The 14,295-nt window shown below is 62.0% G+C and carries 13 protein-coding genes; 11 read left to right on the top strand and 2 right to left on the bottom strand.

The window, feature by feature from the left end:
- Positions 1 to 114 precede the first annotated feature (114 nt).
- Positions 115 to 1,500, top strand: coding sequence for a spinster family MFS transporter (locus ACQ66J_RS13720; RefSeq protein WP_430432071.1), 1,386 nt, complete (start codon positions 115 to 117; stop codon positions 1,498 to 1,500).
- 79 nt (positions 1,501 to 1,579) lie between these two features.
- Here ACQ66J_RS13720 and ACQ66J_RS13725 read toward each other — a convergent pair whose 3' ends face one another.
- Positions 1,580 to 2,122 (bottom strand): DJ-1/PfpI family protein, encoded by a 543-nt coding sequence (locus ACQ66J_RS13725; RefSeq protein WP_375549179.1) that lies wholly within the window; start codon positions 2,120 to 2,122, stop codon positions 1,580 to 1,582.
- A 337-nt stretch (positions 2,123 to 2,459) separates the two neighbouring features.
- Here ACQ66J_RS13725 and ACQ66J_RS13730 point away from each other — a divergent pair, with 337 nt between their 5' ends.
- From ACQ66J_RS13730 to hisIE, 9 genes are all read left to right on the top strand, one after another.
- Positions 2,460 to 2,885: a group III truncated hemoglobin gene (locus ACQ66J_RS13730; protein WP_430432072.1), complete on the top strand. Its 426-nt coding sequence runs from the start codon at positions 2,460 to 2,462 to the stop codon at positions 2,883 to 2,885.
- 72 nt (positions 2,886 to 2,957) lie between these two features.
- Positions 2,958 to 3,278, top strand: a complete 321-nt coding sequence (locus ACQ66J_RS13735; RefSeq protein ID WP_375549177.1) for a YerC/YecD family TrpR-related protein — start codon at positions 2,958 to 2,960, stop codon at positions 3,276 to 3,278.
- The gene (gene hisG / locus ACQ66J_RS13740) at positions 3,275 to 4,162 is read left to right on the top strand and encodes an ATP phosphoribosyltransferase (RefSeq protein WP_430432073.1); all 888 of its coding nucleotides are present in this window, start codon (positions 3,275 to 3,277) and stop codon (positions 4,160 to 4,162) included. The genes ACQ66J_RS13735 and hisG overlap by 4 nt, the downstream gene beginning before the upstream one ends.
- Position 4,163: 1 nt before the next feature.
- The gene (gene hisD / locus ACQ66J_RS13745) at positions 4,164 to 5,468 is read left to right on the top strand and encodes a histidinol dehydrogenase (RefSeq protein WP_430432074.1); all 1,305 of its coding nucleotides are present in this window, start codon (positions 4,164 to 4,166) and stop codon (positions 5,466 to 5,468) included.
- Positions 5,465 to 6,661, top strand: coding sequence for an imidazoleglycerol-phosphate dehydratase HisB (gene hisB, locus ACQ66J_RS13750; protein ID WP_430432075.1), 1,197 nt, complete (start codon positions 5,465 to 5,467; stop codon positions 6,659 to 6,661). The genes hisD and hisB overlap by 4 nt, the downstream gene beginning before the upstream one ends.
- Entirely contained in the window at positions 6,658 to 7,260 is a 603-nt protein-coding gene (hisH, locus tag ACQ66J_RS13755) for an imidazole glycerol phosphate synthase subunit HisH (RefSeq protein WP_430432076.1), read from the top strand. The genes hisB and hisH overlap by 4 nt, the downstream gene beginning before the upstream one ends.
- On the top strand, positions 7,260 to 7,982 hold the full coding sequence (gene hisA, locus ACQ66J_RS13760; protein WP_430432259.1) for a 1-(5-phosphoribosyl)-5-[(5-phosphoribosylamino)methylideneamino]imidazole-4-carboxamide isomerase: 723 nt from the start codon (positions 7,260 to 7,262) through the stop codon (positions 7,980 to 7,982). Before hisH ends, hisA begins: the two co-directional genes overlap by 1 nt.
- Positions 7,976 to 8,743 carry an imidazole glycerol phosphate synthase subunit HisF gene (gene hisF, locus ACQ66J_RS13765; protein WP_430432077.1) on the top strand — a complete coding sequence of 256 codons (768 nt, stop codon included), beginning with the start codon at positions 7,976 to 7,978 and terminating at the stop codon, positions 8,741 to 8,743. The genes hisA and hisF overlap by 7 nt, the downstream gene beginning before the upstream one ends.
- Complete coding sequence (gene hisIE, locus ACQ66J_RS13770) at positions 8,740 to 9,351, top strand: bifunctional phosphoribosyl-AMP cyclohydrolase/phosphoribosyl-ATP diphosphatase HisIE (RefSeq protein ID WP_430432078.1); 612 nt, start codon at positions 8,740 to 8,742, stop codon at positions 9,349 to 9,351. Before hisF ends, hisIE begins: the two co-directional genes overlap by 4 nt.
- Before the next feature lie 65 nt (positions 9,352 to 9,416).
- On the opposite strand, the gene ACQ66J_RS13775 is transcribed toward hisIE, so the two are convergent.
- Entirely contained in the window at positions 9,417 to 12,005 is a 2,589-nt protein-coding gene (locus tag ACQ66J_RS13775; protein ID WP_430432079.1) for a M14 family zinc carboxypeptidase, read from the bottom strand.
- A 151-nt stretch (positions 12,006 to 12,156) separates the two neighbouring features.
- Here ACQ66J_RS13775 and ACQ66J_RS13780 point away from each other — a divergent pair, with 151 nt between their 5' ends.
- Positions 12,157 to 14,202 (top strand): TonB-dependent receptor, encoded by a 2,046-nt coding sequence (locus ACQ66J_RS13780; RefSeq protein WP_430432080.1) that lies wholly within the window; start codon positions 12,157 to 12,159, stop codon positions 14,200 to 14,202.
- Positions 14,203 to 14,295: the final 93 nt, after the last annotated feature.

The raw sequence follows: 14,295 nt of genomic DNA on the forward strand, positions 1-14,295 counted from the left end.
CGCCAACCTGTCCGGGTTGGCGGCGTTTTTTCTTTGCAAAGTGATGGTTTACGCCTTCAGTATGCACTGAGCGCATGTCGACGTGCGATCCATAGAAAAGACCAGGGGAGAGATATGACCACTCAGACCGAGACAGAGTTGGGCCAGCCGTCACCCCCGACCAGCGCAAAGTACAGCGCCTGGGTGCTGGCGATGCTGTTCATCGTGTACGCGTTCAACTTCCTGGACCGTCAGATCATTTCCATTCTCGCCATTCCGATCCAGCAAGAGCTTGGCCTGTCGGACCGCCAACTCGGTCTTCTGGGCGGCATCGCTTTCGCTCTGCTGTATTCCACGCTGGGCGTCCCGATCGCCTGGCTTGCCGATCGCACCAAACGCACCTGGATCATCACGATTTCACTGTCCGTCTGGTCCGGGTTCACAGCGTTATGCGGCTTCGCAACCAACTTCACCCAGCTGTTCCTGGCGCGCGTCGGGGTGGGCGTGGGCGAAGCGGGCGGCGTGGCGCCGTCCTATTCGCTGATCGCTGATTATTTCCCACCGCAAAGCCGGGCGAGGGCGCTCGCCATTTACTCGCTGGGCATTCCCATCGGATCCGCCTTTGGCGTGGTCGCTGGGGCCTTGATCGCAGGCGGCGCGGTGGGAGACAATCTCGACTGGCGCGCAGCCTTCATTATCGTCGGTGTCGCCGGCATCGTGATTGCGCCCTTATTCAAGCTGACCGTTCGCGAACCCAAGCGTGGCGGCCTGGACGCGCCGCAACGGCCCGCGGTGGAGGCCGAGCTGGCTGAAAACGCCGCTGCGGCTGGCGAGCCGGTCAAAGCGCCGGAGAAGCCGGGCATCTTCAAGGTGCTCGCGGTTTTGTCCAAAAAGCCGAGCTTCTGGTTTCTAACCCTGGGCGCGTCGTGCAGCTCGATGATGGGCTATGGCGTCTTCTTCTGGGTGCCGAGTTTCTTCCGTCGCAGCTTCTTCTCAGATCTCGGTCTGCAGGACGCGATCATCCAGTCGGGCTGGCTGTTCGGCGCCATTCTGTTCGTCGGCGGCAGCCTCGGGATTATCCTGGGTGGTGTTCTGGGCGATCTGATGGGCAAGGGCTCCAAGCGCATGTATGCGATAGTGCCGGCGGTGGCCTTTTTCGTCACCTATCCCTTCTACATCGCGGGCGTTCTGGCCCCGACGCCGCTTATGGCGGTCTTGCTCTTTATGATTCCGACCGGTCTGGGCCTGGCCTGGCTTGGCCCGACGCTGTCAGCCTTCCAGCATCTGGTCCCGCCGAACATGCGCTCGATGGCTTCAGCGATCTTTTTGCTGATCAATAACCTGCTCGGGATTGGCGTGGGCGTGTACGCGCTGGGCGAACTCTCAACGCTGCTGACCCCGAACTTTGGCGAGGAAGCCTTGCGCTATTCCATCATGATCGGCGCGACGCTCTATCTTGTGGCGGGGGGCTTGTTCCTGATCGGGTCCCGCACCATCGTTCGGGATTGGGAAGAGGCCTAGGCTTCGTCTGAAACCTGAAACGAAAAACGCCCCGGCCATAAGCCGGGGCGTTTGCGTATTCAGCAGTTGGCCTGAACAATCAGGCGGCGGCGGCTGTCATCGACATCGCCTTGATGAACAGGCTGCGTGCATCAGAACGCGCATCTTCACCATCAGCAGCGAACAGATCGCCCTTCAGCGCCAAGACCGCATCCGATTCAGGATTGGTGGTCTCTGCGATTTCCGCGACCATCGCCACAGCTTCGCCCAGCGCGCAAACGGGCGCGCCGGCGCGCAGGAAGTCAGCGATTAAAAGGCGCGAGTCCTGATCATTGCGCAGCCGCTCAATACTTGCGGCGCCAGCAGGAATGACAAGGCCTGTGAACGCACTTGCGGTCTTCTCGCCCGGCTGGGCGTCGACCACGAAATTCATTTCATCGCCGCCTTCGGGGCGACCCGTGATCAAACCTTTTTTCGGGCTGATCATCACGGTCCGGTATCCGGCGCGTTCGGCCGATCCGGCGATATCGGTCAGATCACCGGCGTCAAATCCGTCCACCGCGAGAACCGCGATGTCGCCGGACGCGCCCAGGTGCGTAAGATCGATTCGATTTTGACGTGCATTGGGTTTGGAAAAAGCCACATGTCCTCCTGCCGCTGCCAGCGGCTCTAAATGAATGATAGAGTGATTGTGAATAACACATAGGAATATCTGGGCTCTGGTCAAGCCAATGTGCAGAAAAGAATGCAGATAACTGCAAGAAAGGGCCGGAGTTAATCTGATGTTATATCGATTAAATAGTGCCGCTTAAGCTTTGTCGCTTTCAGGCTGTGTTTGTTCTGGCAAGAAATGCGATCTGATGAATATTTTCGAAAACATGCCAGTTCATGCGTGTCATGAATGGTGCGATTTGACGCGGGACGAGCGCTTGTATGTTTGTCAGGCGGCAGGCAGTGGCTAGGGGATCAAGAGGGATTTCATGACGGAACCTGTTATTCGCACCGCATCCGCCCGCCAGACCGACATCGCCCGTCAGGCCGACAGCATGGGCGTGGACGAGGCGTTCATTTCTGACCTTGTTGACGCGTTTTATGCGCGCATACAGGCGGATGACGATCTTGGGCCCGTGTTCGAAGCGGCGATTGGAGATGACTGGTCCGGGCATCTGGTCACCATGAAGCAGTTCTGGGCGTCCATCGCATTGAATGCGGGCACATATGGCGGTCGTCCGATTCCGGCCCACCACAAGCATCTGGACAAGATTCGGCCTGAACACTTTTCGATCTGGCTGTCCTTGTTTCGTCAAACCCTTCAAGACCGGGCGCCAAGCGCGGAAGCGGCTGATTTCTTCTTTGAGCGCGCTGAGCGAATTGGCCTGAATTTTCAAAATATTCTCTTCAAGTAGCGGACACTGCATCCGCACCATTGTTTTATCACGCTAACACGCTATAACGTCTCCTCGAGTTGGAGGCGAGTGATGGCTGATCCTATTTCCGAAACCCGTGTCGGCGGCCCCGAGGACGTCAGCGCCCTGTGTGAGGCGCTTTTGACCTTGCAAGATGGCGACGAGATGCGCCGGTTCCTGCGCGACCTGACGACGCCGGGTGAAATGCAGGCGCTGGCGGAACGTTGGCGCGTGGCGCGGCTCTTGTCTGCGGGGGAAAAATCCTACCGCGAGATCAGTGCGGATACGGGCGTCAGCACCACGACAGTCACGCGCGTAGCGCGCTTTCTCAGTCAGGAAGATCATCAGGGATACCGGCTCGTGCTGGACCGTTTGAAGGAAAAAGGCCAATGAATGAAACCCGTTTGACCCTGGCCGTTCAGAAAAAGGGACGACTGGCCGAGGGCGGGCTGGACCTGCTCAAGCGCGCGGGCGTGAAGCTGGCCTATGGCCGGGACGATCTGCTGCGCCGCTCTGAAAACCAGCCTATCGACCTGATGCTGATCCGCGATGACGACATCCCCAGTTTTGTCGCCTCAGGCGCCTGCGATTACGGCATTGTGGGCGAGAATGTCCTTTATGAAGCGCAGAACAAGACGGCCCGCATGGCGGATCTCGAGATCGCGCTGAAGCTGGGTTTCGCCCGCTGCACGCTCAAGCTGGCGGCCCCCAAATACGGAGCGATCACCAAGGCTTCAGACCTTGAGGGCAAGACGGTCGCCACCAGCTATCCGGCGTTGACGGCGGCCTATCTCAAGGAGCGCGGCGTTAACGCCGAGATCGTCGAGATGGGCGGCAGCGTGGAAGTTGCGCCCCGCATGGGCGTTGCGGATGCGATCTGCGACCTGGTCTCTACAGGGGCGACCCTGGAGGCCAATGGTCTGGCTGCGTTTGAGACGGTTCTGGAAAGTGAAGCGGTTCTGGTGCGCCGCCAAGGCGCGCAGAAGGAAGACGTCACCGAAACCGCAGAGCGCCTGATCGAGCGCTTCAAGGGCGTCATCGCGTCTCGCCAGACAAAATACATCCTGCTGAACGCGCCCAAGGACCGGCTGGAGGAAGTTCGCGCCATCCTGCCGGGCACGGACGCGCCTACGGTCGCGCCTGTAGTCGGGCGGGATGATGTGGTGGCCGTTCATGCTGTGTGCACTGAGGCCGTGTTCTGGTCCACGCTCGAGCAGCTTAAAGCGGCTGGCGCGCGCTCCATCCTTGTTATGCCGATTGAAAAGATGATGGCCTGACATGCTGACCCGAATTGAGTGGAACACATCAGACGCGCAGACGCGTCAGCGCCTGTTTGAGCGGCCTTCGCTGGGTTCTGACGCGGTCGCTGTGGCTCAGGAGATCCTGGACGCCGTGCGCGCCCGCGGTGACGCCGCAGTGCGTGACTACGCCCTTTCGCTGGATGATTGGGCGCCAGATGCCGGTTTTCGCGTTCCTGACAGCGCCTTGGCCGAGGCTGAGCAAGCCCTGGCCGATGAAGATCGTGACGCGATCCTGGCGGCGGCTCAGGCCGTGCGCGCGTTTCACGCCGAACAGGGCTATCGCGATTACGAGGTTCAGACCTGGCCGGGCGCGCGCGCCAGCCGTCGGGCGACCCCGATCGACGTAGCGGGACTGTATGTACCGGCAGGCACCGCGCCCCTGGTCTCCACCTTGATCATGCTGGCGATTCCGGCGCAGCTCGCGGGCGTGCCGCGCATCGCGGTCATCGCCCCGCCGCGCAAGGGGCAAGGCGTCGAGCCGACGGTTCTGGCCGCCGCGAAGCTTCTGGGCGTTGAGGAAGTCTACGCCATTGGCGGCGCGCACGGCGTGGCGGCGCTTGGACTTGGGGTGGCGGGACTGCCGAAGGCGGACAAGATTTTCGGTCCGGGGAACGCCTATGTCGCCGCCGCCAAGGCTTTGTTGTCGCAAAGCCCGAACGGCGCCGCTGCGGATTTGCCGGCGGGGCCGAGCGAAGTCATGGTGGTGGCCGATGACGCCGCCGACCCCGAGCTTGTCGCCATCGACCTGCTCAGCCAGGCCGAGCACGACCGGATGGCGCAAGTTGTGCTGGTGGCTTACTCCGAAAATTTCGCCGCTCAGGTGGAAGCGCAAATCGATGTCTTGCTCACACAATTGCCGCGAGCGGACACGGCGCGGGCTGCGCTGGCCAATTCTCGCGCGGTCATCGTCGCTTCGGAGGATGAAGCGGTGGAGGCGACCAACGCCTACGCCAGTGAGCACTTGATCGTTCAAACCCGCAATCCACGCGCTTTCTCCGACCGTATACGTCATGCCGGGTCGATTTTCCTGGGGCCGTGGACGCCGGAGGCGGCGGGTGACTACGCCGCAGGGCCAAACCATGCCTTGCCGACCGCCGGCGCCGCACGCGCCTATGGCGGCGTCACGGTGGAGATGTTTCAGAAGACGACAACGCTTCTGGAACTGAGTGAAGAGAGCCTTGAGTCTATCGCGCCCGTGGTTGAACGCCTGGCGGCGCTTGAAGGACTGGACGCGCACCGCCTGGCGATGGCGTTGCGTCGGAACAGAAAGACGGATCAATGAGCGGCGTATTTGACCTCTCCAAACGGCCTGAAGACATGCGCGCCATGGGTGAGGCCATGTTGCTTGAACGCTTGGCGAGCCTACTGGAAGTCCCGGCTGTGAACCTGTCGCTGGCCTCCAGCACGGACGAAGCGCGTCAGGCGGTCTGGAGCAGTGATTTGACCCTGGTCAACGACTTCGGCGCGGACGGTGTGATTGCGCTGGACGAACCGGCCCAGCGTGGCCTGACGCTATACAGGATCGGCGGTCTTCAAACGCCTGTGACCGTGTTGTCCGCCATGGATGAAGAACAGGCTGCGCTGTTGCGCACCAAGCTGAATGCGGTGCCCGGTTGCCTGCTTGAAGCGGGCATGACGCAGTTGAGCCCGGGCGCGCGGCTTGCCGCGCGCAAGGACCGTCAGGAGCGCGACGCCATCTTGATTGATATCGGTCAGGCGCTGGCTGAAGAACTGGGCGAAGTGGGACAGGTCACCGCACGGGGGCTGGTCTATGAACACACCAATCTCAAAACGCTCAGCCGCTTGGGTCTGGTGCTCGCCGAAGACGGTGAAGGGCTGGTGGGCCATGTTCGTGATGCGCAGACAGCCCGCGAATTGCGCGATTTTCTGGGCCTGCGCACCCAGCGACGCACGGCCACAGTTCGCCGCGTCACCAAGGAGACGGAGATTACGCTAAGCGTCAATCTGGATCAGGAAGGCGCCCGGATCGACACCGGACTCGCCTTTTTCGATCACATGCTTGAGCAAGTGGCCCGCCATGGCGGGCTGGCGCTGGACGTGTCGTGTGAAGGCGATCTGGACGTGGATTCCCACCACACGATTGAAGATGTGTGTCTGGCGCTTGGCGAAGGGCTCAAAGAAGCGCTTGGCGACAAGCGCGGCATTGGCCGTTTCGGCTTTGAAGTGCCGATGGACGAAACCCGCGCGGGCGTCTGGATCGATTTGTCAGGACGCCCCTATGCAGTGTTCGAGGGCGACATCCCCGGCGAGCGCGTCGGTGATTTTCCGGTCGAGATGTGCGCGCACGCTTTCCGCTCCATCGCGGAAAGCCTGAAAGCGGCGCTGCACGTGAAAGTGGAGGGGGAAAACGCCCACCACATGATCGAAGGCTGTTTCAAGGCGTTCGGTCGCGCCTTGCGCATGGCGTCCAGGGTTGAAGGCGAGGCCTTGCCGTCCACCAAAGGTGTCTTGTGATGACCACGGCGATCATCGACACCTCGACCGCGAACATCGCTTCGGTGCGCTATGCGCTGGAGCGCCTGGATGCGCGCTATCGCCTGACGGAGAGGCCGGACGAAGCGCAGGATTGTGACCGCATTATCCTGCCGGGCGTGGGCGCGGCGGGACCCGCCATGAAGCGTTTGCGTGAGACCGGCTGGGCGAAAGCCTTGCAAACAGACGAACGTCCCTTGCTGGGCGTGTGCCTTGGAATGCAGCTCTTGTTTGAGTATTCGGTCGAGAGCGAATGCGAGCTTCTGGGGCTGATCCCGGGGCGCATTGAGCGACTGGATCCAGGCGCAGACGGGCCGTGGCCGCATATGGGTTGGAATACGTTGACCCATAAGAGCGCCGACGAGCCTTTGCTCGAAGGTGTTGATGAGGGGGCGCACGTCTATTTCGTCCACGGCTTTTATGTGCCCGTCGGCGCGCACACGGTCGCCTCCACCAAATACGGGCCTGAGGTCACAGCCATCGCGCGCAAGGGCCATGTGGCCGGTTGCCAGTTTCACCCCGAGCGTTCGGCGAAGACCGGTGCGCAAATCCTGACCAATTTTGTAAAGGGCGCTGCATGATCCTCTATCCCGCCATCGATGTTCTGGATGGCCGCGTGGTGCGGCTGGCCAAGGGCGATTTCGACGCCGTCACCGAGTATGGCGATAATCCTGTCGCGGTCGCCGAGCAGTTCAAGAGCGCCGGCGCCGACTGGTTGCATCTGGTGGATCTGTCCGGCGCGCGCGACGGCGCCCGGCGTCAGCAGGATCTGGTGCGCGCCATCGCGGATGTGGGCCTCAAGGTTCAGACAGGCGGCGGCGTGCGGACGCGTGAGGATGTGGACGCCATATTGAACGCTGGCGCCAGCCGTGCGGTGATCGGCAGTCTCGCGGTCAGTGATCCCCAGACCGTGATCGGCTGGATCGCGGCATACGGCGCTGAACAGATCGCCGCGGCGTTTGACGTGAAGATCGCCGACAATGGCGTCGCCTATCCCACGCTCAAGGGCTGGACCGAGCAGTCCGTCACGCCGTTGGCGGACCTTCTGTCTGAATACCGCCTGGCGGGGCTGAGCCATGCTCTGGCGACCGATGTGGCGCGCGACGGCATGCTCGAAGGTCCGAACCTCGAGCTCTACGAAGACCTGGCCCAAATCCGGCCTGACATGAACTGGCAGGCGTCGGGCGGGGTGTCGTCGCTCGATGATCTCCGTGCGCTCAAGGCGAACAAGCTGTCCGGCGTCATCATCGGGCGAGCGCTCTTTGAAGGCCGGTTCACGCTGGAAGAGGCGCTGGCATGCTAGCGCGCCGTATTATTCCCTGCCTGGATGTGCGCGATGGCCGCGTGGTGAAGGGCGTGAAATTTCAAAATCATGAAGATGTGGGCGGGATTGAGGAATTGGCGCGCCGCTATGCCTTGGAAGGCGCGGACGAGCTCGTGTTCTACGATATCAGCGCCAGCCCGTCTGGCCGCACGGTGGAGCCCGAATGGGTGGGCCGTGTGGCGCGCCAGATCGATATTCCCTTCTGTGTGGCGGGCGGCATCCGCTCTCTTGAGCATGCGCGGGCGCGCCTGTTTGGCGGCGCCGACAAGATCTCCATCAACACCCCCGCGCTGGAACACCCCGACCTGATTGATGCGCTGGCGACCGAGTTCGGCTCGCAATGCGTGGTGGTCGGCATTGACAGCCGGGTGATCGACGGCGACTGGCGTTGCCACAAGAACACCGGCGATCCCTCCAAGACCTCCACCGAGCACCGCAAGACGCTCGACTGGATCCGCGAAGTCGTAGACCGCGGCGCTGGCGAGATTGTCCTGAACTGTATGGATCAGGACGGTGTACGCGAAGGTTATGACATCGACCAGCTCGCCGCCGCGCGCGAGGCGTGTTCCGTGCCCCTGATCGCGTCAGGCGGGGCGGGCGCCCGTGAGCATTTCCGCGATGTGTTCGAGCAGGCGAATGTAGACGGCGCCCTGGCGGCAAGCGTCTTTCATAAAGCCGTGATAGCCATTCCGGAGCTCAAGTCCTGGCTGTCGAGCGAAGGTGTGGAGATGCGCGTATGAGTCAGTTTCAGGTCGACTGGAAAAAGGGCGGCGGCCTGGCCCCCGCCATTGTTCAGCACGCCGACACCGGCGAAGTGCTGATGCTGGGCTATATGAACGCCAAGGCGCTCGATGAAACCCAGACCCGGGGCCTGGTCACCTTCTGGTCGCGCTCCAAGGCGCGGCTCTGGACCAAGGGCGAAAGCTCGGGCAACACGCTCTCTCTGGTCTCGGTGGCGACCGATTGTGATTCAGACGCCATTCTGGTGCGCGCGCGCCCGGCCGGTCCGACCTGTCACACCGGCAGCCATAGCTGTTTTGGCGAAGCGCCGGGCCCGGAAATCGGCTTTCTGGGGCAGCTCTCCCACGTGATCGACACCCGCGCCGAGGACGCTCCCGAAGACAGCTACACCGCCAAACTCTTGTCGAAAGGCGTTTTGAAATGCGCGCAGAAAGTGGGCGAGGAGGGGGTTGAGACCGCGCTCGCCGCCGCCGCTGAGGATGACGACGCGCTCCTGGGTGAAGCCGCCGACCTGGTCTTCCATTTGATGGTGACCCTGAAAGCCCGCGGCCTGTCGCTGGCGGACGTGACGGCGCTGCTGGCGCAAAGGCATAAAGCGAAGGGGTGAGGCGACGGTCGTTGCGGACTTAAATTAAAAAAAGGCCCGGTCTTTTGACCGGGCCTTTTCATGTCTTAGTCGACGGTGCGGCGCGAGGGGTTTCGGAAATCGTTTCCGAAGAAAATCGCGTTCATCATCAGTTTGGCGGGTCCGCGGAAATAGGCGCGGTAATAGGGATCATCGGAGAACAGGATAACTGAGCCTGAGCCACGGCGTTCGGCGAAGACCGCGCCGGTTCCTGACAGCGCCCGACGCACTTCTTCAGACGCATAGCCGCTGAGAAGCGGGTCATCCGCGCCGTAGCGCACGGGCAGGGCGAGGGGATTGTCGCCGCCCGCAAACGCCATGCTGCCGATCCGATGGCTGGGCAGGACGTCATCGCGATACCCAAAGGCCAGCGGATGGGTGATGTCGATGCGGGTTTCAAAGATCGCGCCGGAAATCTGAAGCTCGGCGTTCCACGCTGACATGGCGTCATAGTTTTCAGGCCGGGCGGCGTCCGCTTCGGGGGTTTCCAGCTCTGCGATCGTGGCGCTGGTCAGCTCCTGATCGATCACCCAGCGCGCCGCGCCGCGCGTGGCGATCAGCGTGCCGCCATCGCGAACCCAGGCGCCCAGCGTTTCGGGCATGTCATCGCCCATCCGGCTCAGACGGCCATGGGGCAGGATGATATGGGTGTAGCGGCTGAGATCGGCGCCGCCGAGTTCGGACTGGTCAATCATGCTGACCGGCATGCGCATGTCATGGTCGAGCAGATGCCACAGCTCGCCCGCATCGCCCATGCTGATGCCGCGACCGGTGATCAGCAAGACGTCAGGGCGCTCCACATTGGACAGGTTGAAGCCGCCCAGATCGGAGCCGCGCGACGTGCTGCTGGATGTGACGGCGTGAACCTTCACGCCATCTTCCTCAGCGGCCTGGCTGAGCAGGGCGTGAATCTCCTCGGCGTCGACCGGCTGGCGGCTGAGTTCGATCATCAGCGCGCCGCGGCCCAGTTCGGTTTCACCAGCGGTCGTCTGAACGCTGATCTCATCGGGGATGACGCGCGCGAACACGCCGGCGTCGAGCAGGCGATAGAGCGCGCGCGGGGCGTAATAGCTGTCCCACTCCATCACATAGCCGATGGCGCTGACATCCGGCGCCGCTTCGGCCATATCAAAGCTTGTGACGCGATCTCCGACGATCTGGCTGCGATACTGACCGCCGCGCAATTCGGCGTAATCAAGGTCATAGGCAAGCGGCTGGGTCCAGCCCGACACGTCATAGAACTCGACCTTGTCCTCGATGATGCGGGTTTCAAACAGGCCGCGCACCAGTCGGTATTGCTGCTGGCGCAAGGGGATGAGGAAGGCTTCGCCCGGCTCGAAATCCTGGCCTTGATGGGTGAAGGGTTGCGCCAGCTCATAGACCTCAAGCCGGTGGGTTTCGAGCATCTGCAGGAAATCGGACAGACGCCCGCGATCTGACGAGCCGAAGACATAGCCGCGCACCGGATCGGAATTCGCCATCTGGCGGCTCTCGTTGAAGAAGTCGCGCATATGCGTTTGCAGCTCTGCGCGGTTGGCGTGCGCGGATGCGATCAGGGCGATAGCGGTGCGCGCCTGCTGGGCGATTTTGTCGTCATAGCGCTGGATGCCGTATTCGGTTTCCTGAATCAGGCCGCGCACCGAGCTTTGTTCAAACAGATAGGGGATGGAGCCGATCAGGCCCGGATAGCTCGAGCCATATCCTAGATAGAAGTCGTCAAAGACTTCCTCGCTCACATACACCTCGCCTGCGTCATCAAACTGCGCATTGATCGACTGGTTCAGCGTCAGATTGAGGTCAAAACCCTCCATGCTGAGCAAGGGGTGAAAGCCCTCGCGGGGGCCGGGCGAGATGAAGAAGGTGGAGTTTCGCCCCATTTCATGAAGGTCGGCCGCCACATTCGGGCGCCAGTCCTGGGTGGTGCTCACAAGCGCGCGTGATTCAGGCTGGGTGACGGGCAGCCATTGGCGGTTCAGATCAAACCAGTAATGGTTGGTGCGGCCCCAGGGCCATTCATAGAAATGCTCGCGGCTTTGCGGATCGGCCACCGCCACATTGGCGTTGTGCATGTTCGTCCATTGGGCGAACCGGTTCGCGCCGTCAGGGTTGATCATGACGATCTGCTGGATGACGGTTTCATCGAGCAAGGTCTCGATATCAGCGCCTTGCGCGGCGGCCAGATGATACAGGATCAGCGGCGCAGAATCGTAGCCTGAAGGTTCAGAGCCATGGACGCCATGGGTCAGCTGCACGATCACGGGATGGTTCGCCGGGGCTGCTGCGCCGGCATCACCGAGTGAAAATTGAGTTGCGCGGATCTCATCCAGCCGCGCCTGATTTGCGGGAGAGGTGGTGGTCACGCGCAGGATGGGGCGGCCGAAATGGCTCTGTCCGATCGTCTCGACGCTCACCCGGTCTGACGCAGCTGCGAGGGCGCGAATATAGGCGACGTGCATTTCAGGGGTGAAAATGATTTCACCCGATTGAAAGCCCAGCACAGTCTCGGGCGTGGGAATGTCAGCGTTATATCGGACGTCGAAATTAAGTAGTTCAGCGACCGGTTTGGGATCATAGGCCGAAGCGGCCCCCGCCGTGGGCAAGGCCAGGGCCAGAGACAGTGCAAGCACGCGCAGCATTTAGACAGCTCCCCTTTGTTGTTAATTTGTAACGGTAAACAGGCCGCGGCCCCGGTCAAGCATGTCTGGATGCCGCGACCGCTCTATCTTGGCGCTCAAGCCCTGTAGTAAAGCCTGTCAAACACTGTCAGCCGCCTGAGGATACGCCGTGATGTTTCGCTTGTTTCGCCTTGCCTTGCTTGGCTCTGTCACCGGATATGCAAGCGTCAGCGGCAGCGTTTGCGTGGCCTTTGCGCAAGAGGCGCCCGTTGCGCGTGATGTGGTGGTTGTGACAGGCGCGCGGACGGAAACCCTGCGCAGCGACAGCACGCTGGCGACCGCGCTTCTGGATGCCGAGGCCCTTGACCGGGTGGGCGCGCATCATATCAGCGAGGCGCTCAATCGCTTGCCCGGCGTCAACATAAATCGCGGCAATGGCGCAGAACACCTGACGGCGATCCGCTCTCCGGTTTTCACTGGCGGGCAAGGCGCCGGCAGCTTTTTATATCTTGAAGACGGCGTGCCGCTGCGCGCTGCCGGGTTCGCCAATATCAACGGCCTGTTTGAAGGCGCGGATGGGCTGGCGGACCGGATTGAAGTGGTGCGCGGGCCAGGCTCTGCGGCCTATGGCTCGAACGCGCTGCATGGTCTTGTGAATATCATCACCCCGGACCCGGAAGACACGGAGCGCTCTATCTGGCTGGAAGCGGGCTCTTACGGTCGGGCGGCGGCGCGGTTGAACCTCGCTGGCGAGACCGGATTTGGCGCGGGATGGCTGGGTCTCAGCGTGCGCCATGAGGATGGCTGGCGAGACGATGCGTCGCTAGATCGCCGTGTGCTTCAGACCCGGCTGGATGGTGAAATCGGAGAGACTGATTGGTCCTTGCGCCTCTCCGGCGTTGATCTGGAGCAAGAGACCGCCACCTTTGTGGGCGGATTTGAGGCCTATAAGGATGAAGCCGCCTCACGTCGCAATGCTGATCCGGAAGCGTTTCGCAATGCGTACGCCCTGCGCGCCGCCTTGCATCTGAACCGCCCGATCACCGAGACGCTCAGCGCCCAGGCAGCCCTGTTCGCGCGCAGCAATGACATGCAGTTCCGCATGCACTTCCTGCCCTCTGAAGCGCTCGAAACCAGCGGCCATGATTCGGTGGGTTTTCAGTCCGCTCTGGTCTGGACGCTCGGTGACAGCGTCTTCCGGCTCGGCCTGGATACGGATTTCACTGAGGGCGCGCTCAGAGAGTTCCAGACCCGCCCGACGGTGGGCCCTTTCGTTCAGGGGCTTCACTATGACTATACCGTTCAATCGCGCACCGTCGCCGCCTTCGCCATGGGCGAACATCAGCTGACGCCAAGACTGAGGCTAGACGCCGGATTGCGTTGGGAAAACACCCGTTATGCGTATTCAAACCGGGCGCCCGTCGGTGCGGTGGGGCGCTATCTGCGATTGGCGGATCGCGATGACGCCTTTGACACACTGGCGCCGCATGCGGGCTGGGTGTTTGATGTAAGCGACTCCGTATCGCTGTTTGGCCGCGTCGCGCGCGGTGTTCGCGCCCCGCAGACCGCCGAGCTGTACCGGCTGCAACCGGGGCAGAGCGTTGAGGGTATTGAGCCGGAAACTCTGGACAGTGCGGAAACGGGCTTGCGTCTTGATGTCGGGGGCGCTGCGCAGCTTGAGCTGACCGGATATGTCATGCGCAAGGACAATGTGATCTTGCGCGATGCGAACGGGCTGACCGTCACCGGCGCGAAGACGCGCCATCACGGGATTGAGCTCGACGGCGTTTGGTCGATCACCGACACGCTCTCGCTTTCGGGCGCGGTCAGCTGGGCGGTGCATGAATATGATTTCAACGGTGGGGCAGGTGCGGGATCTGAACGCATCATCGAGGGCGCACGCATCGACACGGCGCCGGACTGGCTGTCCAGTGTTCGCCTGCTCTGGCGTCCGGTCGACCGGGTGCTTGTCGAGACCGAATGGGCGCATGTGGGCGAATACTTCGCCGATGCCGGCAATACGGCGCTGTATAACGGCCACGACCTGCTGCATCTACGGATGTCCAGGGACATCAATGATCAGGTCCGGATCAGCCTTGCGGTGAGAAATCTTCTCGACGAACGCTATGCGGAGCGGGCGGATTTCGCTTTTGGGCGCTATCGCTATTTCCCCGGCGAACCGCGAACGCTGAGCCTGTCCGCCGGCCTCAGCTTCTAGCGCTTTGACCAGGGTGCGGATACGCTGAGATCTTCGGCGCCCGCGCTCTGACGCTTGCCAGGCGCCACCGGTGCGCGTTAGCAGACCGGGTCC

The organism is Oceanicaulis sp. (genome assembly GCF_965284345.1).
GTDB lineage: Bacteria > Pseudomonadota > Alphaproteobacteria > Caulobacterales > Maricaulaceae > Oceanicaulis > Oceanicaulis alexandrii_A.